Source organism: Pseudomonas sp. GM18 (assembly GCF_000282195.1).
In the GTDB taxonomy this organism is placed as follows: Bacteria; Pseudomonadota; Gammaproteobacteria; order Pseudomonadales; family Pseudomonadaceae; genus Aquipseudomonas.
The window spans coordinates 183,029-204,729 of the sequence record NZ_AKJT01000022.1 but is presented as its reverse complement, the minus strand read 5'-3'; the positions used below and the strand labels follow the sequence as shown (position 1 = coordinate 204,729).

Below are 21,701 nucleotides of genomic sequence, written 5' to 3'. Positions count from 1 at the left end.
CGGAGCCCTGAATGACCCTCGAACGCGAAGCCGCCGCCAACACCGCCAAAGTCCTGTCCGAAGCGCTGCCTTACATTCGCCGCTATGTCGGCAAGACGCTGGTGATCAAATACGGCGGCAACGCGATGGAAAGCGAGGAGCTGAAAACCGGCTTCGCTCGCGACATCGTGCTGATGAAAGCCGTCGGCATTAACCCGGTGGTGGTTCACGGTGGCGGCCCGCAAATCGGCGACCTGCTCAAGCGACTGTCGATCGAGAGCCACTTTGTCGATGGCATGCGCGTCACCGACGCCGCGACCATGGACGTGGTGGAAATGGTCCTCGGCGGCCAGGTCAACAAGGACATCGTCAACCTGATCAACCGTCACGGCGGCAGCGCTATCGGCCTGACCGGTAAAGACGCCGAGCTGATTCGCGCGAAGAAGCTCACCGTCACCCGCCAGACGCCGGAGATGACCACCCCGGAAATCATCGACATCGGCCATGTCGGCGAAGTAGTCGGCATCAACACCGACTTGCTGAACCTGCTGGTCAAAGGTGATTTCATCCCGGTGATCGCGCCAATCGGCGTCGGTGCCAACGGCGAGTCGTACAACATCAACGCCGACCTGGTGGCCGGGAAAGTGGCCGAGGCACTGAAAGCTGAAAAGCTGATGCTGCTGACCAACATTGCCGGTCTGATGGACAAATCCGGCAAGGTTCTGACCGGCCTGAGCACCCAGCAAGTCGACGATCTGATCGCCGATGGCACCATCTACGGCGGCATGCTGCCGAAGATCCGTTGCGCACTGGAAGCGGTACAGGGCGGCGTAGGCAGCTCGCTGATCATCGATGGTCGAGTGCCAAATGCAATTCTGCTGGAAATTTTCACTGACACCGGTGTGGGTACGCTGATCAGCAATCGCAAGCGTCCCTGATTCAAAACCTTAAAAAGATCGCAGCCTTCGGCAGCACCTACGGATTTCGGATGTACGAAAGACCTGTAGGAGCTGACGAAGTCTGCGATCTTTTTTATGCGCGCCGGAAATGCCTGACCTGATCGAGCGAAACGTCCGACATCACGATGGAAGCAATCTGCATAGGATCTTCTCTGTACCTACAGGAGATTTACCATGCAAAAAGACTACGTCCCTTACGGCAGCGATGTTTCACCTGGCACCTATGCCTGTGTCGATTGCGGTCACGAATACTCGAATCAGGGCAAAACATCGATGCCGCCCTGCCCGCAATTGCGCAAAACCGCACACACCCGTCATGGCTGGAAAATTCTGACTGGTCAGGGCGATGCTGCGGCTGATCCGTACCCGGAGAAAACCAATAAACCCACCGGGATCAAAAAGTCCGAGACATTCAGCAGCACCAGCAAAAAATAATCCTGGGGGGCTGGACCATATATAAACAAAAGACCCCGCTCAACTTGCTGAGCGGGGTCTTTTGCTGCCTGCGATCCCTGCGGGAACGGGCTTGCCCGCTCCCACAGGGGAAGTGTGGTTACACGCCGAACTGGGCGCGATAGGCTTCTACAGCAGGCAAATGCTGCTTGAGCTGCGGATCGTCAGCCAGGAACTCCAGCACCTGGTTCAGCGAAACGATGCTGATCACCGGAATGCCGAAGTCACGTTCCACTTCCTGGATGGCCGACAATTCACCGTTGCCACGCTCCTGACGGTTCAGGGCGATCAGCACACCGGCAGCTTTGGCGCCGTCCTGGGAAGCGATGATCTGCATCACTTCACGGATGGCGGTGCCCGCGGTGATCACGTCGTCGATGATCAGCACGTCGCCGGTCAATGGCGCGCCGACCAGGCTGCCGCCTTCGCCGTGTGCCTTGGCTTCCTTGCGGTTGAAGCACCATGGCAGGTCACGGTCGTGATGTTCGGCCAGCGCCACGGCGGTGGTCGCCGCCAACGGGATGCCTTTGTAGGCCGGGCCGAACAGTACGTCGAAGGAAATACCGCTCTCGACGATGGCTGCCGCGTAGAAACGGCCCAGCTGCGCCAGGGCCGAACCTGAGTTGAACAGGCCGGCATTGAAGAAGTATGGACTGGTGCGCCCGGACTTCAGGGTGAACTCACCGAAGCGCAAAACGCCGCGATCGATGGCAAAACGAATGAAATCGCGTTGATACGCTTGCATGAAAAAAACCCCAAATACCACGGATTTAGCTAATTAGGTAGACGCCGTGTATCATACCCGCACGCGATTTTTGGGGCCACTTATGCGGATCATCAGTGTGAACGTCAATGGTATTCAGGCTGCAGTCGAGCGTGGTTTGCTCAGTTGGCTGCAAGCACAGAATGCCGACGTCATCTGCCTGCAGGACACCCGCGCCTCCGCCTTTGAACTGGACGACCCAGCCTTCCAACTGGATGGCTACTTCCTTTATGCCTGCGAAGCCGAAGTTCCCGCCCAAGGTGGCGTGGCTTTGTACTCGCGGTTGCAACCGAAGGCTGTCATCAGCGGTCTCGGCTTCGAGACGGCCGACCGCTACGGGCGCTACCTGCAAGCCGATTTCGACAAGGTCAGCATCGCGACCTTGCTGCTCCCTTCGGGGCAGAATGGCGATGAAGACTTGAACCAGAAGTTCAAGCTAATGGACGACTTCGCCCGTTATCTGGATAAACAGCGGCGCAAACGTCGCGAGTACATTTATTGTGGCTCGCTGTACGTGGCGCAACAGAAGCTGGATATCAAGAACTGGCGCGACAGCCAGCAATCCCCGGGCTTCCTGGCGCCTGAGCGTGCCTGGATGGACGAGATTGTCGGCAACATGGGTTATGTCGACGCCCTGCGGGAAGTCAGCCGCGAAGGCGACCAGTACAGCTGGTGGCCGGACAACGAACAGGCCGAGATGCTCAACCTGGGCTGGCGTTTCGACTACCAGTTGCTGACCCCTGGCCTGCGCCGCTTCGTACGCAGCGCGCGCCTGCCGCGTCAGCCACGGTTCTCGCAGCACGCACCGCTGATCGTGGACTACGACTGGACGCTGACGATTTAAGCGTCTTTTCGCAGATGCAAAAAAGCCGACATTGCTGTCGGCTTTTTTGTGCGCGCTGATTTCTGCTTTCTGTGGGGATTTTGCTGGCTGTTACTTGATCAACCGCCAGGTGAAGGGATAGCGGTAAGGCACCCCGTCATTGGCCTTGAGCCCGGCAATGATGCACAGCACCATCGCCCCGATCAGCACCAGCGGCAACAGCGCAAAACCGATCAATACCAGCATCAGCACGTAACAGATACCCGAGACCAGGGCCACGGTGATCTGAAAGTTCAGCGCTTCTTTGCCTTGGGCGTCGATGAACGGATCGGCTTCACGCTTCCACTGCCAGAGTATCAGCGGCCCGATCAGGTGACCGAATGGAAACCAGACACCGAGAAACGCCGAGAGGTGACAAAACATCGCCCACTGGCGAGCCTCGGGGCTCGGTGTGGGCAGCAACTGCTGTTCATCACTCATGGCGCTCTCCTTTGCCGGGCATCAAAACAATCAGTCAGCCAGTGCAGCCTTCTGCAGTTCGAAAATCTCGATCATGCCTTTCTTCGCCAGTGCCAGCATCGCGTTCAGCTCTTCCGGCTGGAACGGCGCGCCTTCGGCAGTGCCCTGGACTTCGATGAAGCCACCGGTGCTGGTCATCACCACGTTGAGGTCCGTCTCGGCAGCCGAGTCTTCCAGGTAGTCGAGGTCAAGCACAGGCTCGCCCTGATACATGCCCACCGAAACGGCAGCGATCATTTGCTTGAGCGGGTCGCCACCCTTGAGGCCGCCGCGCTTCTTGATCACTTTCAACGCATCGACCAGTGCAACCATGGCGCCGGTGATGGACGCGGTGCGGGTGCCGCCGTCAGCCTGGATCACGTCGCAGTCGACGTACAGGGTGACGTCGCCCAGCTTGGACATGTCCAGCGCAGCGCGCAGGGAACGGCCGATCAGACGCTGGATTTCCAGGGTGCGGCCGCCTTGCTTGCCGCGGCTCGCTTCACGCTGGTTACGCTCGCCGGTGGCGCGCGGCAGCATGCCGTATTCAGCGGTCAACCAGCCCTGGCCCTGGCCCTTGAGGAAACGCGGCACGCCGTTCTCGACGCTGACGGTGCAGATGACCTTGGTATCACCGAACTCGACCAGTACAGACCCCTCGGCGTGTTTGGTGTAGTTGCGGGTAATGCGGATCGAGCGGAGCTGATCGGCAGCGCGACCACTTGGACGTTTCATAGGGATTACCTGTACGGGGGACGGAAAACTGCCGAGCATTATAGAGCCGTGGGCCGCAAGTGGGCACTTCTAAAAAATTCGCCCGACGATTGAAAGCTCTGAATAGAGCGTAGCCGACGGCCTGCAGCTCATTGTCACAGCGTGTGATTGGGCGCATCCGCCCCACTGCGCTACAATCCTGCGCCTTTGCTGCCTGTCGGCTTTAATTCACAGATAGCGGGTCCGCGAACCATGGGTTACGCGCCGACCTGCATTGCGAGGTACCTCCATGGTGCACAGCATGACCGCCTTCGCCCGCGTCGAGAAAGCCGGCGTCCAGGGCACCCTGAGCTGGGAGCTGCGCTCGGTCAACAGCCGCTACCTGGAACCCCATCTGCGCCTGCCGGAATCTTTCCGCGACCTCGAGGGCGCGGTCCGCGAAGCCCTGCGCCAGGGCATTTCCCGGGGCAAGCTCGAATGCACCCTGCGTTTCACCGAAGAAAGCACTGGCAAACCGCTGCAAGTGGACCGCGAGCGCGCCGCGCAACTGGTCGCTGCCGCCGAGACCGTCGCCAGCCTGATCAAGAACCCCGCCGCGCTGAACCCGCTGGAAGTCCTGGCCTGGCCCGGCGTGCTGGTGGCCGACGCCGCCGACCCGCAAGCGCTGAATGCCGAAGCCCTGGCGCTGTTCAACCAAGGTCTGAAAGAACTCAAGGCCGGCCGCGAGCGCGAAGGCGCGGAGCTGGCGCGGCTGATCAACGAGCGCCTGACGTCCATTGAGGAAGATGTGGTGATCCTGCGTGAGCTGGTCCCGCAGATGCTCGCCACTCAGCGCCAGAAAGTCCTCGACCGTTTCACCGACATGAAGGCCGACCTCGACCCGCAGCGCCTGGAGCAGGAAATGGTCATGCTCGCGCAAAAGAGCGACGTCGCCGAAGAACTGGATCGCCTGAGCACCCACATCATCGAAGTTCGCCGGGTGCTCAAATCCGGCGGCGCTGCCGGTCGGCGCCTGGACTTCCTGATGCAGGAGCTCAACCGCGAAGCCAACACACTGGGCTCCAAAGCCTTCGACCCGCGCAGCACCCAAGCGGCGGTCAACCTCAAGGTGTTGATCGAGCAGATGCGCGAACAAGTGCAGAATATTGAGTAAGGCAAACCTGACATGACCCACAGTACCGGCACCCTGTACATCATTTCCGCACCTTCGGGCGCGGGCAAGAGCAGTCTGGTAAAGGCCCTGACCGACGCCAATCCGGAGATTCGCGTATCGATTTCCCACACCACCCGTGCCATGCGTCCGGGTGAAGTGGACGGCGTGAACTACCACTTCGTGACCCGCGAAGAGTTCGTGAAGATGGGCGAGCACGGCGACTTCCTCGAACGCGCCGAAGTCTTCGGCAACTTTTACGGCACCTCGCAAAGCCGCCTGCAGCAGACACTGGACGAAGGTCACGACCTGATCCTTGAAATCGACTGGCAAGGCGCCGAGCAAGTGCGCAAGCTGATGCCGCAGGCACGCTCGATTTTCATTCTGCCGCCGTCGCTCCAGGCCCTGCACCAGCGCCTGACCAACCGCGGCCAGGACAGCGACGAGATCATCGACGGCCGGATGCGTGAAGCCGTCAGCGAGATGAGCCATTACGTCGAATACGACTACCTGATCATCAACGACGATTTCGCCCACGCACTGGACGATCTGAAGGCGATTTTCCGCGCCAATCAGCTGCAGCAGAAACGCCAACAGGTGCGTTTCGGCAAATTGCTGGCTGAATTGCTCGGCTAATCAGCTCTTCCCAAAACTGCTGCAAGGGCTTTACATTGGTGCTTATAGCGCGTTGAAGAGCCTGGTCAAAAAATCAGCGCTTCCCTAATCGCTGGTGATTTTTTAAACTGTTGAGTCCGCTCGCCCAACCGGGCAGCGCGCATATTGCATTCGCTCCGAGGAATACCATGGCCCGCGTAACCGTTGAAGACTGCCTAGAACACGTGGAAAACCGCTTTGAGCTGGTCATGCTCTCTACCAAGCGTGCCCGTCAACTGGCCACCGGTGGCAAAGAGCCCCTGGTTCAGTGGGAAAACGACAAGCCTACAGTTGTAGCGCTGCGTGAAATCGCTGAAGGCCTGATGAGCTATGAGTTCATCGCCAACGCTGAAATCGTCGAAGACGAACCGCTGTTCGCAGCGTTCGAGGACGAGTCCAACGAGGCAGTATAAGGCCATGCCTGGTCGACGTAGCACGGCGCGGGGTCATAGCAAACGGCAGGTGTCATCATGCCGAGCATAGACGCCCTCGCCGATCGCTTATCGACCTACCTCGGCAAGGACCAGGTCAACCTGGTCCGCCGAGCGTACTTCTACGCCGAACAAGCCCACGACGGCCAACGCCGCCGCAGCGGTGAGGCGTACGTCACGCATCCTCTTGCGGTGGCGAATATTCTTGCCGACATGCACATGGACCATCAGAGCCTGATGGCTGCAATGCTGCATGACGTGATCGAAGACACCGGTATTGCCAAGGAAGCGCTGCAAGCGCAGTTCGGCGAAACCGTGGCCGAACTGGTCGACGGGGTCAGCAAACTGACCCAGATGAACTTCGAGACCAAGGCCGAAGCCCAGGCCGAAAACTTCCAGAAAATGGCCATGGCCATGGCACGCGACATTCGCGTGATCCTGGTCAAGCTGGCCGACCGCCTGCACAACATGCGCACCCTGGAAGTGTTGTCCGGCGAAAAGCGCCGGCGGATCGCCAAGGAAACCCTGGAAATCTATGCGCCCATTGCCAACCGGCTGGGCATGCACGCCATCCGCATAGAATTCGAAGACCTCGGCTTCAAGGCCATGCACCCGATGCGTTCCGCGCGGATCAACCAGGCGGTCAAGCGCGCCCGGGGCAACCGCAAGGAAATCGTCAACAAGATCGAAGAGTCCCTCAGCCACTGCCTGGCCATCGACGGCATCCAGGGCGAGGTCAGCGGTCGTCAGAAACACCTCTACGGCATCTACAAGAAAATGCGCGGCAAGCGTCGGGCCTTCAACGAGATCATGGACGTCTACGCGTTCCGGATCATCGTCGACAAGGTCGACACCTGCTACCGCGTGCTGGGTGCTGTGCATAATTTGTACAAACCGTTGCCGGGACGCTTCAAGGATTACATCGCGATCCCCAAGGCCAACGGCTACCAGTCGCTGCATACCACGCTGTTCGGCATGCACGGTGTGCCGATCGAGATCCAGATCCGCACCCGTGAAATGGAAGAGATGGCCAACAACGGCATCGCCGCCCATTGGCTGTACAAATCCAGCGGCGACGAACAGCCCAAAGGCACTCACGCCCGCGCCCGCCAGTGGGTCAAAGGCGTGCTGGAGATGCAGCAACGAGCCGGCAACTCGCTGGAATTCATCGAGAGCGTGAAGATCGACCTGTTCCCGGACGAGGTCTACGTGTTCACGCCCAAGGGCCGGATCATGGAGCTGCCCAAAGGCTCCACGGCGGTCGACTTCGCTTACGCGGTGCACACCGACGTGGGCAACAGCTGCATTGCCTGTCGGATCAACCGCCGTCTCGCGCCACTGTCCGAACCGCTGCAAAGCGGCTCCACGGTCGAGATCGTCAGTGCCCCCGGCGCGCGGCCGAACCCGGCATGGCTCAACTTCGTAGTCACCGGCAAGGCGCGGACCCACATCCGCCATGCGCTTAAGCTGCAACGCCGCTCCGAATCCATCAGCCTCGGCGAACGCCTGCTGAACAAGGTGCTCAACGGTTTCGACAGCTCGCTGGAAAAAGTCCCGGCCGAGCGCGTGCAGTTGATGCTCCACGAATACCGCCTGGAACTGATTGAAGACCTGCTCGAAGACATCGGCCTGGGCAATCGCATGGCTTATGTGGTCGCCCGCCGCTTGCTCGGCGAAGGCGAACAGCTGCCGAGCCCGGAAGGTCCGCTGGCCATTCGCGGCACCGAAGGCCTGGTGCTCAGTTACGCCAAGTGCTGCACACCGATCCCTGGCGACCCGATTGTTGGCCATCTGTCCGCCGGCAAAGGGATGGTGGTGCACCTGGATAACTGCCGCAACATCAGCGAAATCCGCCACAACCCGGAAAAATGCATCCAGCTCTCGTGGGCCAAGGATGTCACCGGCGAATTCAACGTCGAGCTGCGCGTCGAACTGGAACACCAGCGCGGCCTGATCGCCCTGCTGGCCAGCAGTGTCAACGCGGCCGACGGCAACATCGAAAAAATCAGCATGGACGAACGCGACGGTCGTATCAGCGTGGTCCAACTGGTGGTCAGCGTGCACGACCGCGTGCACCTGGCCCGCGTGATCAAGAAACTGCGCGCCCTGACCGGGGTGATCCGCATCACCCGCATGCGCGCGTAGCCCACCCTTCACAAGGAGTCATACATGACCAAGACCGTTATCAACAGCGACAAGGCCCCGGCCGCCATCGGTACTTACTCCCAGGCGATCAAGGCTGGCAACACCGTGTACATGTCGGGTCAGATTCCTCTGGACCCAAAAACCATGGAACTGGTCGAAGGCTTCGAAGCCCAGACCGTCCAGGTGTTCGAGAACCTCAAAGCCGTGGCTGAAGCTGCCGGTGGTTCGTTCAAGGACATCGTCAAACTGAACATTTTCCTCACCGACCTGAGCCACTTCGCCAAGGTCAACGAGATCATGGGCAAGTACTTCGACCAGCCTTACCCAGCCCGCGCCGCCATCGGCGTAGCAGCCCTGCCAAAGGGTTCGCAGGTTGAAATGGATGCCATTCTGGTCATCGAGTAATGTGTCCGGCGCAGCCTTGCGAGGCTGCGCCGACTGATCTTGTACAAAGGGTTCTGAAAGGATTCCACCATGCGCCACGCGCTAGCTCTCTCGCTGGTCGCCCTACTCTTGGGCGGATGTGCCAGCAACCCTGCCGACCGCGACATCAGCGGCACCTGGATCAATCAGGCGGCGATCGATGCTGCCTCCAAAGGCGGCTCCCTGCGTGAAGCGCTCCAGGCCTATGGCCCGAACCTGGAATGGGACGTCAACACCAGAGCCGGTCAGGCGCGCTACACCAATGGTTTTGAAAACGTCGAAGGCAAGCTGCTGGGCGAAGAATCCGGCGCCTGGAAAGTCGATTTTTATGGCAGCTCCGCCAGCGAGCTGAAGCGTGATGGCAAGCAACTGCACCAAGTCGCCAGCGAAAACGAACCAGAACAGCTTTTCGACCGAGCCCAGATCCCGGTCCCGGACGGGGCACCGATCGGTGCCAGCTTTGAGCGTGCGCTGTACTCGGCCTACATGGGCGGCAGCTGGAAAATCATCAACGGCCCAGGCGAAGGTGGCACCGTGCAGTTTCAGGCCGATGGCCAAGTGTCCGGCCTGCCCGGCGCCGACCGTTACGCCCTGTGCCTGACCGGCGATTGCGCATCGATGAGCATCGGCAACGACAACATCTGGTTGCAACACAATGGCCAGGGCAATACCTGGATCTTCGCCCGCAAAGGCAAGGAACTGGAGCTCTTTCAGGCCGTGAACACCGCCTTGGCGGACGAGATGCCGCAGTTTGCCCCCGGCGAGCGCAAATGGTTGCTCAAGAAGCAGTAACCCGGCCCTAAGGCCAACGCAGAACCCATGTGGGAGCGAGCCTGCTCGCGATGAGGCCATAACATTCAACATCATCGTTGATTGTTAAACCGCCATCGCGAGCAGGCTCGCTCCCACAGTTGTTTTGGGGTAACTGGAAGTCAGCAGCGACCTTCAAGAATCGCGGGATAGCCCTCGCGGAAACTCGAATACTTCGGCGTCCAGCCCAACGCCTTCGCCCGAGCATTGCTGCAGCGCTTGCTGCCGGCACGACGCACACTGGCGTCATCGGCCCATTCGGTCACGCCCAGGTACTCACGCAACCAGCCCACCACCTCTGCCATTGGCGCGGGCGCATCATCGACACCTATATAAGCATCATCCAGCGCCACTCCACGCCGATCCGCCTCAAGCAGAAACGCCAGCAACCCCGCCGCGTCATCGACGTGAATGCGGTTGGCATACAACGGCGGATCGATCGCCACGCGATAACCGCGACGAACCTGAGTCAGCAGCCACTCTCGACCCGGACCATAAATGCCGGTCAGACGCACGATGCTGGCCGGGATGCCACTATCACGCGCCACTTGCTCGGCTTCCAGCATCACACGCCCTGAATAGCCAGCCGCCACGGTCGGCGAATTCTCGTCGACCCACTCGCCCTCTTGCTGGCCGTAAACACTGCTGCTGGAAACGAATAGCAGCCGATTGGGCACTTGCCCGTAGTCGCCCAGCCATTCCAGCACGTGCTGCAAACCCTGAATATAAGCGGCGCGGTATCCGGCCTCATCGTGATCGGTAGCCGCCGCGCAATACACCAGGTAATCCACCGCCCCGATTGGCCAGGTCGCCGGGCAGTCTTTATTGAACAAGTCACCGGCAACGCCAATCACCCCTTGGGGTAGGCGTGAGACGTCACGCCGCAAGCCGTGAACCTCCCACCCCGAATTCAACAATTGCGTAGCCAGACGGCTGCCGACATCACCGCAGCCGGCGATCAAAACAGAAGGCGCGGACATCAGAAAACTCCCTCAAGAAAGGTACAGACTAGCGCCCGAAATGGATGAGCAGCTAGCAATGGAGGAAAAAAAGAGACGCTATTACTTTTGTTAACAAGAATTAATTGCAATAATGCCAGCCACTTTTGTTCTCGGCCTTACGAGGCCTGGAAGAACACTTACCGTCTTTTCCTCTCAGGTCCGGCCAGCATGACACGCAATCAACTCTCCGCTTCGCCAACCAAACGACCTCGCGCCTGGAGCGCGGTGGCCGCCCTGCTGCTCAGCCTGATGCTGGCGCCGACCGCCGCATTCGCCGACGCACAAGCGCCGGCCACACAGCCTGCTGCCGCTCAAACACCAGCCGCATCTGCCGCGACCGATCCAGTCCAGGCCGTAGACGCCGCTGACATGCCGCAAGTTCTCGAAGCCGACAACTCGCTGGGCATGGCCCACGACCTGTCGCCGTGGGGCATGTACCAGAACGCCGATATTATCGTGAAGATCGTGATGATCGGCCTGGCCATCGCCTCGATCATCACCTGGACTATCTGGATCGCCAAGGGCTTCGAGCTGATGGGCGCCAAGCGTCGTCTGCGCGCTGAAATCGTCCACCTGAAAAAAGCCGCCACCCTTAAAGAAGCCAGCTCGACAGCGGCCAAGGAAGGCACCCTCGCCAACCTGCTGGTCCACGACGCGCTGGAAGAAATGCGCCTGTCGGCCAACAGCCGCGAGAAAGAAGGCATCAAGGAACGCGTGAGCTTCCGCCTCGAGCGCCTGGTTGCCGCCTGCGGTCGCAACATGAGCAGCGGCACCGGCGTGCTGGCCACCATCGGTTCCACCGCGCCGTTCGTCGGCCTGTTCGGCACCGTGTGGGGCATCATGAACAGCTTCATCGGCATCGCCAAAACCCAGACCACCAACCTCGCCGTCGTGGCCCCCGGCATCGCCGAAGCCCTGCTGGCGACCGCGCTGGGTCTGGTTGCAGCGATTCCTGCGGTGGTTATCTACAACGTCTTCGCCCGCTCCATCGCCGGTTACAAGGCGCAAGTGTCCGACGCCTCGGCAGAAGTCCTGCTGCTGGTCAGTCGTGACCTCGACCACCAGCCGCCCGAGCGCAGCTCGCAACCGCACATGGTGAAAGTGGGGTAATCGGCCATGGGCCTGCATTTGAAAGAAGGCGCAGACGACGATCTGGCCGAGAACCACGAAATCAACGTCACGCCGTTCATCGACGTGATGCTGGTGCTGTTGATCATCTTCATGGTGGCGGCACCGCTGGCCACCGTGGACATCAAGGTCGACCTGCCCGCCTCCACCGCCAAACCGGCGCCGCGGCCAGAGAAACCGGTGTTCCTCAGCGTCAAAGCTGACCAGCGCCTGTTCCTCGGCGAGGACGAAGTGAAGACCGAAGCCCTCGGCGCTACGCTCGACGCCAAGACCCAGGGCAAGAAAGACACGACGATCTTCTTCCAGGCCGACAAAGGCGTGGATTACGGTGACCTGATGAGCGTGATGGATGCCCTGCGCGCCGCCGGTTACCTGAAGGTCGGTCTGGTCGGACTCGAGACGGCAGCCAAAAAATGATCAACACGCGCCAAAAGCTGACGCGTTACAGCGGTAGCCTGGCCGTGGTGCTGGGCGTCCATGCGCTGGCCATTGCGCTGGCGCTGAACTGGACGTCACGCCCGCCGATCGAGCTGCCGCCGCAAGCGATGATGGTCGAGTTGGCGCCGGTTCCGGCGCCACCACCGCCCGCACCGCCAAAGGTGATCACGCCTCCGCAGCCACCGGCGCCGGTGGAAGAACTGCCGATTCCGAAACTCGCAGAAGCGCCGAAGGCCGAGATTGCCGTGCCGAAACCGGTCAAACCCAAGCCGAAGCCACAACCGCCCAAGCCTGTGGAGAAAAAGCCGGAGCCGCCGAAGGAAAAGCCTTCCGAGGAGAAGCCTAGCGACGCGCAGCCAACCCAGGCGCCGACGGAGAAATCCGCTCAGCCGGCACCCGGCCCATCGCCTGCGCAACAAGCCGCCAAGGCCAGTTGGCAAGGCACCCTGCTCGCGCACCTGGCCAAGTACAAAAAGTACCCGGCCAGTGCCCAGCAGCGAGGCAAGGAAGGCTTGAACCGTCTGCGCTTTGTGGTGGATGCCGAAGGTAACGTGTTGTCGTTCGAACTGGTGGGCCGCTCCGGCAACGCCGATCTGGACCGGGCCACCCTGGAAATGATCCGCCGCGCCCAGCCGCTGCCCAAGCCACCGGCCGACATGCTGAACAACGGCTCCATCGAAATCGTTGCACCGTTTGTTTACTCGCTGGAACGTCGCCGCTAAAACACCGCCGCTCCCACAAGCTCTTCGGCGGTTACAAAACCTATGAAAGGCACCGAAAGGTGCCTTTTTGCATATCTGGAAACGGCAAACCCGCATTACCCTGTGTCACTCGACACACTCAGTCTGATAACGTGCGTCTATCGATTGCAGCCGGTATGCTTGGCCCGCAACTTCATGGACGCTTGCTATGACTCTCACAGAATTACGCTACATCGTTACCCTCGCCCAAGAGCAGCACTTCGGCCACGCGGCCGAGCGTTGCCACGTCAGCCAGCCGACCCTGTCGGTGGGCGTGAAAAAGCTTGAAGACGAACTCGGTGTGCTGATTTTCGAGCGCAGCAAGAGCGCCGTGCGCCTGACCCCGGTGGGCGAAGGCATTGTCGCCCAGGCACAGAAAGTCCTGGAACAGGCCCAAGGCATCCGCGAACTGGCCCAGGCCGGCAAGAACCAGCTGACTGCCCCGCTGAAAGTCGGTGCGATCTACACCGTCGGCCCGTACCTGTTTCCACACCTGATTCCACAACTGCACCGGGTCGCCCCGCAGATGCCGTTGTACATCGAAGAAAACTTCACCCACGTGCTGCGCGACAAACTGCGCAACGGCGAGCTCGACGCGATCATCATCGCCCTGCCGTTCAACGAAGCCGACGTGCTGACCTTGCAGCTCTACGACGAGCCGTTCTACGTCCTGATGCCGGCCCAGCACCCGTGGACGCAAAAAGAATCCATCGACGCCGCCCTGCTTAACGACAAGAGCCTGCTGCTGCTCGGCGAAGGTCACTGCTTCCGCGATCAAGTGCTGGAAGCCTGCCCGACCCTGACCAAGGGCAACGACGGCGCCAAGCACACCACAGTGGAATCCAGCTCGCTGGAAACCATCCGCCACATGGTCGCCTCCGGCCTCGGCATTTCGATCCTGCCGCTGTCGGCGGTGGACAGCCACCACTACGCCCCCGGCGTGATCGAAGTACGCCCACTGAGCGCGCCGGTGCCGTTCCGCACCGTGGCCATTGCCTGGCGCGCAAGCTTCCCGCGGCCGAAGGCAATTGAAATCCTCGCCGACTCCATTCGCCTGTGCTCGGTGGCCAAGCCGCCAGCGCCGGTGGTGGCCGGTTAAGTCGCGGTCATGACCGAGTTGTCGCAAGTGTCGGTGACGGCACTCAAGGGTGTCGGCGAAGCCATGGCCGAGAAACTGGCCAAGGTCGGCCTGGAGAATCTCCAGGACGTGCTGTTCCACCTGCCGTTGCGCTATCAGGACCGCACTCGCGTGGTCCCGATCGGTCATTTGCGACCTGGGCAAGACGCGGTGATCGAAGGCACCGTCAGCGGCGCCGACGTGGTCATGGGCCGGCGTCGTAGCCTGGTTGTCCGCCTGCAGGACGGCACCGGCGGACTCAGCCTGCGCTTCTACCATTTCAGCAACGCCCAGAAAGAAGGCCTCAAACGCGGCACGCGGATTCGTTGCTACGGCGAAGCCCGGCCCGGTGCGTCGGGACTGGAGATCTACCACCCGGAATACCGCGCCATCACCGGTGACGAACCGCCGCCAGTGGATGAAACCCTGACACCGGTCTACCCACTCACCGAAGGCCTGACCCAGCAGCGTTTGCGCCAGTTGTGCATGCAAACCCTGACCCTGCTCGGCCCCAGCAGCCTGCCTGACTGGTTGCCGACCGAACTGGCCCGGGACTATCAACTGGCGCCGCTGGCCGATGCGATCCGCTACCTGCATCACCCGCCCGCCGATGCCGACGTCGACGAACTCGCCCTCGGTCATCACTGGGCCCAGCATCGTCTGGCCTTCGAAGAACTGCTGACCCATCAACTGTCCCAGCAGCGCCTGCGCGAAAGCATGCGTGCCCTGCGCGCGCCGGCCATGCCCAAAGCCACGAAGCTGCCAGAACAGTATCTGGCCAACCTCGGCTTCACCCCGACCGGCGCCCAGCAACGGGTCGGCAACGAAATCGCTTACGACCTCAGTCAGCACGAACCGATGCTGCGGCTGATTCAGGGCGACGTGGGCGCGGGCAAAACCGTGGTCGCCGCCCTAGCCGCGCTGCAAGCGCTGGAAGCGGGTTATCAGGTCGCCCTGATGGCGCCCACCGAAATCCTCGCCGAGCAGCACTTCATCACCTTCAAGCGCTGGCTCGAACCGCTGGGCATCGAAGTCGCGTGGCTGGCCGGCAAGCTCAAGGGCAAAAACCGTGTAGCCGCGCTCGAGCAGATCGCGGGCGGCGCACCGATGGTGGTCGGCACCCACGCACTGTTCCAGGACGAAGTGCAGTTCAAGAACCTGGCGCTGGCGATCATCGACGAACAGCATCGCTTCGGCGTACAGCAGCGTCTGGCATTGCGGCAGAAAGGCGTCGGCGGGCGGATGTGTCCGCACCAGCTGATTATGACCGCCACGCCGATTCCCCGGACGCTGGCCATGAGCGCCTACGCCGACCTCGACACCTCGATCCTTGATGAACTGCCCCCCGGCCGCACCCCGGTGAACACGGTGCTGGTCACCGACACCCGGCGTGTCGAAGTGATCGAGCGGGTGCGCGGCGCCTGTGCCGAAGGGCGTCAGGCCTATTGGGTGTGCACGCTGATCGAAGAATCCGAAGAGCTGACCTGCCAGGCCGCCGAAACCACCCACGAAGACCTCACCGCCGCCCTCGGCGAATTGAAAGTCGGCTTGATCCACGGCCGCATGAAGCCCGCCGAAAAAGCCGCCGTCATGGCCGAATTCAAGGCCGGCAACCTGCAACTGCTGGTCGCCACCACCGTGATCGAAGTCGGCGTCGACGTGCCCAACGCCAGCCTGATGATCATTGAAAACCCCGAGCGCCTCGGGCTCGCGCAGCTGCACCAACTGCGTGGCCGCGTCGGTCGGGGCAGCGCCGTCAGCCATTGCGTGCTGCTCTACCATCCACCGCTGTCGCAGATCGGCCGTCAGCGGCTGGGCATCATGCGCGAAACCAACGACGGTTTTGTCATCGCCGAAAAGGACCTCGAACTGCGCGGCCCCGGCGAGATGCTCGGCACGCGCCAGACCGGCCTGTTGCAATTCAAGGTCGCGGACCTGATGCGCGACGCCGACTTACTGCCCGCCGTGCGCGACGCTGCCCAGGCCTTGCTCGAGCGCTGGCCGGATCACGTCAGCCCGCTGCTCGACCGCTGGCTACGCCATGGGCAGCAATACGGCCAAGTGTGAGCACTGTCGCAGTTTCTGGACCCTGGCTTTAAACAAGCTGGTTATACTCCTGCAATTGTTTGAAAACGGATACAGACCATGACAGAAGCTGCCCTCGCCCCTGAAACCCCGCACGCTCCGTCTGTTATTCGGCTGCTGCTCGGCAAGCTGGGCATCGCTTACGAAGAAGTCCTCGAGCATCACGGCCTGAACGCCGCACGCAAAGTGCAGGCGGTTTTGCTGGACGATGCCGTCGGCGCGCTCATGGTGCTGTTCCCGCAGAGCCAATTGCTCGACCTCAACCGCCTCGCCGAACTCACCGGCCGCCGGTTGACCGCTGTATCCACCGAACGCCTGGTAAAAATGCTCGGCAAACACAGTCTGAGCCTTCTGCCCGGCCTGCCGGCGCTCACCAGTTCGCCGTGCCTGTATGACGAAAGCCTGCTGCGCGAACCGAAGTTGCTGATCAACTCGGGCGAGCCGGGCGTGCTGCTGGAAATCTCCAGCGACGATTTCAAAACCATGCTCACCAAGGCCAGCGCCGGCAACTTCGGCGAAGCCGTGCACAGCATCCGCCCGAACCTCGACCGCCCCGACGATGACCGCGAGGAAATCACCCAGGCCGTGCAAGCGTTCACCGCGAGGCGCATCCAGCAACGCCTGGAAGCGACCATCGAAATTCCGCCACTGGCCGAAACCGCGCAGAAAATCATCAAACTGCGGGTCGACCCCAACGCCACCATCGACGACATCACCGGCGTCGTCGAAACCGACCCGGCCCTGGCCGCGCAAGTCGTCAGCTGGGCAGCGTCGCCGTACTACGCCTCGCCGGGCAAGATTCGTTCAGTGGAAGACGCCATCGTCCGCGTGCTGGGTTTCGACCTGGTGATCAACCTGGCGCTGGGCCTGGCCCTGGGCAAAACCCTGAGCCTGCCCAAAGACCACCCGCAACACACCACGCCGTACTGGCAGCAATCGATCTACACCGCCGCCGTCATCGAAGGCCTGACCCGCGCCATGCCCCGCGCCCAGCGCCCGGAAGCCGGCCTGACCTACCTCGCCGGCCTGCTGCACAACTTCGGCTACCTGCTGCTGGCCCACGTCTTCCCGCCGCACTTCTCGCTGATCTGCCGCCACCTGGAGGTCAACCCGCACCTGTGCCACAGCTACGTGGAACAACACCTGCTGGGCATCAGCCGCGAACAGATCGGCGCGTGGCTGATGCGCTACTGGGACATGCCCGACGAACTGGCCACCGCCCTGCGCTTCCAGCATGACCCGAGCTATGACGGTGATTACGCGGAATACCCGAATCTTGTGTGTCTGGCTGTGCGTCTGCTGCGTAGTCGCGGGATTGGCTCGGGGCCGGATGAAGACATCCCGGATGCGTTGCTGGAGCGTGTGGGTCTGACTCGCGACAAGGCCAACGACGTGGTCAGCAAAGTGCTTGAGGCTGAAGTGCTGCTGCGTGAACTGGCTTCGCAATTCAGCCAGGCCTAAAAACATCGTCGGATCACCGCCCGGACCAAGCCACGCTCCCACAGGATTCAGGTGATCCCTGTGGGAGCGGGCTTGCCCGCGATGAATCCACCCCGATCTATCTGAAATAAACCAACCCCTGTGGCGAGGGAGCTTGCTCCCGCTCGACTGCGCAGCAGTCGCAAACCAGCCAGCGCGATGTGTCAGATACAACCGAGGTCTCAGATTTCAGGGCCACTTCGCAGCCCAGCGGGAGCAAGCTCCCTCGCCACAAAAGCCCTTTGACCAAAGACCTGCGTCAGGCCTTAGACTTAGCCTTCCGCGGCTTCAAATACTTGGTCAGCCCCTGAAACCAGATCACCAGCGCCGGGTTGCCCTTGATCTGAATCGACTTGTCCTGAATCCCCTGCATAAACGCCAACTGCTTGTTCTTCGCCTGCATCGTGGCAAAGCCATAAGCCGCGTCCTTAAAAGCAATCGCAAACGCCGGCTCCGCATACACCCCAGCCTTACTGGTTATGCGCTGATCCTTCACCACGAAATGCCGCGCCACCTTCCCGTCCAGGGTCTGTAGCTGAAACACCAACGCCTTGTCACCCAACTGCTGCTGAAACGCAGGATTAGTCCGACTGGCCTTACCCATCAACAAACCCAGCATCCACAGAAGAAAACGAAATTTCATGCGCACAGCCTCAAAAGAAAAATGAACGGCCGGCGCAGTGTAGCCGCTTCAAGCCAGAACGCCACCATCGTGTTGCGTTAGAAGAAGATGAACCACTTTTCCCGCATGATGACCGCCAAGTCACGCTTTCCCGCCTCAACCTTGATCGTTCCCACGCTCCCGCGTGGGAATGCATCCCGTGACACTCCGCGTCACACCCAACACCCGCCCTACACCTGAAGAAACACATTCCTGTAGGAGCTACCGAAGGCTGCGATCTTTTGATCTTGATGCCCTCAAACCTCTCGGACATTTCCTTCAAAACGCCGGGCTGTCCGTGAACTAGGCGACCTTGGCCTTCACCGATAACCTCTATCCGTCACCGCAAAATCGGTGACCCGGACGTGCAAGTCCGGTGGGATACACGATGGTTATGGCAATTCATCGAGCATTTTCCTATGCTCGCGAACCGTTATGGCTGCTGTGTATGGGAGACCTTCGGGTCTGCCGGGTAATCCCGCCGGTCTTGCACACCTATACACAGCTGCCACCTCTTTCGAAGTGCACGCGAAACGGTGTCGGCTCCTTAATTACGGGATTACACCTATGTTCAAGCCAACACCAAATCCTCCTGAAAACGAAGCCACTTCTCCCTACGAATCCTTCGACTCCAGAAAACTCCACGAAGCCGCCGAACGCGCCCTCGACCACCATTTCGCCCCACCACCCAACGAAAAACCCAAGCGCAAAGGCAAACTCTTCACCGTGTCCCCCGACATCGACACCGAAGCCCTCCTGGCCAACGCCTCCGAAGACCTGAAGTCCATCAGCGCCATCGCCGCCGACCTGGCTGATGACATCGACGGCACCCGCCGCTCAGTCGCCCTGGCGCTCAGCAGAATGGCGGATGGGGTTCAGTTGATGGTGGAGCGAGCGCTGGATCATATTGATTCGCCAAATCCGGTGGAGCATCGGGCGAAGGCGTAGCAAAAAATACGAAGGGGACTTAACGTCCCCTTTCTTGTTTAGCGATTGAACGGCAGCTGAAAACGCATCCTCACCATGCAGTTCGCAAGGTCTTCCCTGAAAAGGCTGAAGCTCATTTCACAGTGCCCTTCAGCGTAGTGCTTCCAAACCGGATCGGCGAAGTCATCACCTCCCAAACGATTGATCGAATCCTGGAGTCCATAGGCGCGATCTTTCCCCGCCATCACCGAGGCGGCCTTGTAAAAGCCATCATTGGTCAGCCCCGTCTGCAAATAGATCAACTCGCCCAATCTTGAGTTGGTGATGTGCGATAAACACGCCAGCTTTTCGATAGGTGCTTCTGCACCCGGAAACGTCGCCTGATAGATTTCTTCGCAGTACTCCTCTTTAAACTTTACCCAGTTGCGCTGCACATCTATCAACAGCTTCTTGTCCGCGGGAAGCAAACTGACCAAAGCTTTTTTGTACTGCTCATTGAGTGCCGCATCCAATTTCTCGAAGCTTTGTTGACCACAAATGATCAAATCGGGCGTCGTAAAACTGTTCTTGTCGCACGTTTCCTGCGCATGAACGGGGATCATTAACGCGGCGAAACCAATACCCGCCACACTCAAAAAAACCTTCTTGAGCCCGTTCATCATTCCACCGCTCCGTCGGTGCGCTCAATCACTCTCGCGGGAATCTTCGACGCCTTACCCGCGCCGGACATCAACGAGGCGTACTTCTTGTAAGCCCGTGCCGCCCGCGCCTTATCGTTCACGCCCCAGTAACTGTCCGCGAGATTCAAGTAGGCAACGGTTCTGGCAGGATTTCTGGCGATAACCGCGTTCAACAGCTCAATGGACTCGTCGTAATAGCCGGTTTCACCCAGTAGAAAACCCAAGTCGTTAGACCAACCCGGCATCTGAGCGAAGTCATACTTTTGCGCGATATAGCTGTGCGGATAGCAGTGGCCTTCGCCCCCATCCATCAGAAAATTCGCCATCACCGTCGAAACTTCATCAGTCTGCCCTTTTCGATACAGTGCCAGCGCCTGGTCGAGCTGGTAAGCGATATCCGACATCATCAGTTTTTTGTAGCCCTCGGCGGGTCGCATAACGTGCAGGTCATGCAACCGCTCTAATACCTTGCGCCCATCAAAAGACGCCAACGAGGTTTCACCGATCATGCTTTTCGGTACGTCTTCAACACTGACTACCGAGCGATCACAGGACTCGTTGTTGGTTACCTGCGACACGCTTCTCAGCTCAAACTGTTTTGAGTTTTTGTTGTAGCGGAACACCAGATTGAAGTTGTAAACGCCGTTATCTTCTTCGTTGCTGACCAGCACAAGCGCGTCCCCGGCTTCGGCGGAAGACTGCTTGACTGACACGGGCTCCCCTTGCACATCGACAACCGTAAGCACACCCGCCGGGCTGTTGATCACATTGACGCTGAAGCCTTCACTCATGGCCGCCGAGTATTGGCTCTTGATCAACGGCAATGCCGCGGATGTGTCCAGCAGAATGTTATCGCTGGCACCTTGCTCGGGCGAAATCAACAATCGGCGGTAGGCCTCGTCAGCATCGCCGGTCAGTACAAACACTTTTTGACGCGAGGCATCGCCCAATAAGCTGGCTGGTATCTCCTTGAGAACTTGAGGCGCGGCACCCGCGCTTGAACAGCAGATTACCAATAAGAAAATCGAAAACTTCAACTTACTGACTGTAAATATCTTCACCACTGACACCCCGTCTCTGGAGAAGACTTGATTGACGGGTAACGCTCAAACGAATAGTGTTTCTTGCTCTTAGCGTTTTTGTACGACATGGCGTAAATAACCGGACCTTGGCGGACCATGACATATTCACCCGTGATCGCGCCGCCAACGACTTCGCTCCACCTGGTGATAAATAGATAAGACCGGCCTTCGGTCGTTGCTTCTTGCTCGGTACTTTTGTGTACCAACGGGATCGACTCTTTGGACGTTGCATACTTTACCAACGCCCCGCTCCACTTGGCTGCCGGATCATGGTAGTTCCTGAACTCAAACTTAATATCATTGCCTTCAAAGGCTCGGAAACAGAGGATCTCTGTTTCCACTTCGCCGTGAGCGATAAAAGGGAAAACCAGCAACATCAACATCAATAACTTTTTCAACGACAACTCCCATGTTTTGACTAGTCACACACCATTCCGTCCAGCCAGATTAAGGCTGTCCATAAACAAGCCGCGCACTGTGTCGATGAGGCAGCGCGACGGTCAGTTCGTGGTGATACAGCGTGTCGGGCGCACCCAGACTTGCCTGGGCAATCAGCAACGT

The 21,701-nt window shown here is 59.9% G+C and carries 24 protein-coding genes; 16 read left to right on the top strand and 8 right to left on the bottom strand.

Annotated features, from left to right (window positions below):
• Window positions 1–11: 11 nt before the first annotated feature.
• On the top strand, window positions 12–917 hold the full coding sequence (gene argB / locus PMI21_RS23715) for an acetylglutamate kinase (RefSeq protein ID WP_007934611.1): 906 nt from the start codon (window positions 12–14) through the stop codon (window positions 915–917).
• 195 nt (window positions 918–1,112) lie between these two features.
• Window positions 1,113–1,373, top strand: coding sequence for a hypothetical protein (locus PMI21_RS23720; RefSeq protein WP_007934610.1), 261 nt, complete (start codon window positions 1,113–1,115; stop codon window positions 1,371–1,373).
• A 118-nt stretch (window positions 1,374–1,491) separates the two neighbouring features.
• Here the strand turns inward: PMI21_RS23720 and pyrE are convergent, their stop codons facing one another.
• Window positions 1,492–2,136 carry an orotate phosphoribosyltransferase gene (pyrE, locus tag PMI21_RS23725; RefSeq protein ID WP_007934609.1) on the bottom strand — a complete coding sequence of 215 codons (645 nt, stop codon included), beginning with the start codon at window positions 2,134–2,136 and terminating at the stop codon, window positions 1,492–1,494.
• 82 nt (window positions 2,137–2,218) lie between these two features.
• Here pyrE and PMI21_RS23730 point away from each other — a divergent pair, with 82 nt between their 5' ends.
• The gene (locus PMI21_RS23730; protein ID WP_007934608.1) at window positions 2,219–2,998 is read left to right on the top strand and encodes an exodeoxyribonuclease III; all 780 of its coding nucleotides are present in this window, start codon (window positions 2,219–2,221) and stop codon (window positions 2,996–2,998) included.
• A gap of 90 nt (window positions 2,999–3,088) precedes the next feature.
• Here PMI21_RS23730 and PMI21_RS23735 read toward each other — a convergent pair whose 3' ends face one another.
• Window positions 3,089–3,457 carry a DUF4870 domain-containing protein gene (locus PMI21_RS23735; protein WP_007934607.1) on the bottom strand — a complete coding sequence of 123 codons (369 nt, stop codon included), beginning with the start codon at window positions 3,455–3,457 and terminating at the stop codon, window positions 3,089–3,091.
• A gap of 30 nt (window positions 3,458–3,487) precedes the next feature.
• Window positions 3,488–4,210 carry a ribonuclease PH gene (rph, locus tag PMI21_RS23740; RefSeq protein ID WP_007934600.1) on the bottom strand — a complete coding sequence of 241 codons (723 nt, stop codon included), beginning with the start codon at window positions 4,208–4,210 and terminating at the stop codon, window positions 3,488–3,490.
• Between the two features lie 268 nt (window positions 4,211–4,478).
• Between rph and PMI21_RS23745 the strand changes: the two genes are divergently transcribed.
• The 6 genes from PMI21_RS23745 to PMI21_RS23770 all read left to right on the top strand — a co-directional run bounded on the left by PMI21_RS23745 (window position 4,479) and on the right by PMI21_RS23770 (window position 9,784).
• Window positions 4,479–5,342, top strand: a complete 864-nt coding sequence (locus PMI21_RS23745) for a YicC/YloC family endoribonuclease (RefSeq protein WP_007934598.1) — start codon at window positions 4,479–4,481, stop codon at window positions 5,340–5,342.
• A 12-nt stretch (window positions 5,343–5,354) separates the two neighbouring features.
• On the top strand, window positions 5,355–5,975 hold the full coding sequence (gene gmk / locus PMI21_RS23750; RefSeq protein ID WP_003229498.1) for a guanylate kinase: 621 nt from the start codon (window positions 5,355–5,357) through the stop codon (window positions 5,973–5,975).
• Window positions 5,976–6,142: 167 nt separating this feature from the next.
• The gene (rpoZ, locus tag PMI21_RS23755; RefSeq protein WP_003177259.1) at window positions 6,143–6,406 is read left to right on the top strand and encodes a DNA-directed RNA polymerase subunit omega; all 264 of its coding nucleotides are present in this window, start codon (window positions 6,143–6,145) and stop codon (window positions 6,404–6,406) included.
• A gap of 57 nt (window positions 6,407–6,463) precedes the next feature.
• Window positions 6,464–8,569, top strand: a complete 2,106-nt coding sequence (spoT, locus tag PMI21_RS23760) for a bifunctional GTP diphosphokinase/guanosine-3',5'-bis pyrophosphate 3'-pyrophosphohydrolase (RefSeq protein WP_007934594.1) — start codon at window positions 6,464–6,466, stop codon at window positions 8,567–8,569.
• A gap of 24 nt (window positions 8,570–8,593) precedes the next feature.
• On the top strand, window positions 8,594–8,974 hold the full coding sequence (locus tag PMI21_RS23765; protein WP_003177257.1) for a RidA family protein: 381 nt from the start codon (window positions 8,594–8,596) through the stop codon (window positions 8,972–8,974).
• Window positions 8,975–9,043: 69 nt separating this feature from the next.
• Complete coding sequence (locus tag PMI21_RS23770) at window positions 9,044–9,784, top strand: hypothetical protein (protein WP_007934592.1); 741 nt, start codon at window positions 9,044–9,046, stop codon at window positions 9,782–9,784.
• Window positions 9,785–9,924: 140 nt separating this feature from the next.
• On the opposite strand, the gene PMI21_RS23775 is transcribed toward PMI21_RS23770, so the two are convergent.
• Window positions 9,925–10,782 carry an SDR family oxidoreductase gene (locus PMI21_RS23775; protein WP_007934590.1) on the bottom strand — a complete coding sequence of 286 codons (858 nt, stop codon included), beginning with the start codon at window positions 10,780–10,782 and terminating at the stop codon, window positions 9,925–9,927.
• Window positions 10,783–10,971: 189 nt separating this feature from the next.
• Between PMI21_RS23775 and exbB the strand changes: the two genes are divergently transcribed.
• The 6 genes from exbB to PMI21_RS23805 all read left to right on the top strand — a co-directional run bounded on the left by exbB (window position 10,972) and on the right by PMI21_RS23805 (window position 17,772).
• Entirely contained in the window at window positions 10,972–11,913 is a 942-nt protein-coding gene (exbB, locus tag PMI21_RS23780) for a tonB-system energizer ExbB (RefSeq protein ID WP_007934589.1), read from the top strand.
• A 6-nt stretch (window positions 11,914–11,919) separates the two neighbouring features.
• Entirely contained in the window at window positions 11,920–12,348 is a 429-nt protein-coding gene (exbD, locus tag PMI21_RS23785; RefSeq protein WP_007934588.1) for a TonB system transport protein ExbD, read from the top strand.
• A complete protein-coding gene (locus PMI21_RS23790; protein ID WP_007894649.1) occupies window positions 12,345–13,091 on the top strand; it encodes an energy transducer TonB family protein in 747 nt (248 codons plus the stop codon). Before exbD ends, PMI21_RS23790 begins: the two co-directional genes overlap by 4 nt.
• A gap of 187 nt (window positions 13,092–13,278) precedes the next feature.
• The gene (locus PMI21_RS23795; protein WP_007894647.1) at window positions 13,279–14,208 is read left to right on the top strand and encodes a hydrogen peroxide-inducible genes activator; all 930 of its coding nucleotides are present in this window, start codon (window positions 13,279–13,281) and stop codon (window positions 14,206–14,208) included.
• Window positions 14,209–14,217: 9 nt separating this feature from the next.
• Entirely contained in the window at window positions 14,218–16,293 is a 2,076-nt protein-coding gene (gene recG / locus PMI21_RS23800; RefSeq protein ID WP_007934585.1) for an ATP-dependent DNA helicase RecG, read from the top strand.
• 78 nt (window positions 16,294–16,371) lie between these two features.
• Window positions 16,372–17,772: an aminoacyl-tRNA deacylase and HDOD domain-containing protein gene (locus tag PMI21_RS23805; RefSeq protein WP_007934583.1), complete on the top strand. Its 1,401-nt coding sequence runs from the start codon at window positions 16,372–16,374 to the stop codon at window positions 17,770–17,772.
• 277 nt (window positions 17,773–18,049) lie between these two features.
• On the opposite strand, the gene PMI21_RS23810 is transcribed toward PMI21_RS23805, so the two are convergent.
• Window positions 18,050–18,433: a hypothetical protein gene (locus tag PMI21_RS23810; protein ID WP_007934580.1), complete on the bottom strand. Its 384-nt coding sequence runs from the start codon at window positions 18,431–18,433 to the stop codon at window positions 18,050–18,052.
• A gap of 585 nt (window positions 18,434–19,018) precedes the next feature.
• Here PMI21_RS23810 and PMI21_RS23815 point away from each other — a divergent pair.
• Window positions 19,019–19,399, top strand: coding sequence for a DUF6124 family protein (locus PMI21_RS23815; RefSeq protein ID WP_007934579.1), 381 nt, complete (start codon window positions 19,019–19,021; stop codon window positions 19,397–19,399).
• Window positions 19,400–19,437: 38 nt separating this feature from the next.
• Here PMI21_RS23815 and PMI21_RS23820 read toward each other — a convergent pair whose 3' ends face one another.
• From PMI21_RS23820 to PMI21_RS23830, 3 genes are read right to left on the bottom strand one after another with little or no spacing between them, the layout of a single operon-like run.
• Window positions 19,438–20,040, bottom strand: coding sequence for a lysozyme inhibitor LprI family protein (locus PMI21_RS23820; RefSeq protein WP_007934577.1), 603 nt, complete (start codon window positions 20,038–20,040; stop codon window positions 19,438–19,440).
• A complete protein-coding gene (locus PMI21_RS23825) occupies window positions 20,037–21,119 on the bottom strand; it encodes a bacterial transcriptional activator domain-containing protein (protein WP_238541197.1) in 1,083 nt (360 codons plus the stop codon). Before PMI21_RS23825 ends, PMI21_RS23820 begins: the two co-directional genes overlap by 4 nt.
• Complete coding sequence (locus PMI21_RS23830; protein WP_007934573.1) at window positions 21,116–21,538, bottom strand: hypothetical protein; 423 nt, start codon at window positions 21,536–21,538, stop codon at window positions 21,116–21,118. The genes PMI21_RS23825 and PMI21_RS23830 overlap by 4 nt, the downstream gene beginning before the upstream one ends.
• Window positions 21,539–21,701 lie beyond the last annotated feature (163 nt).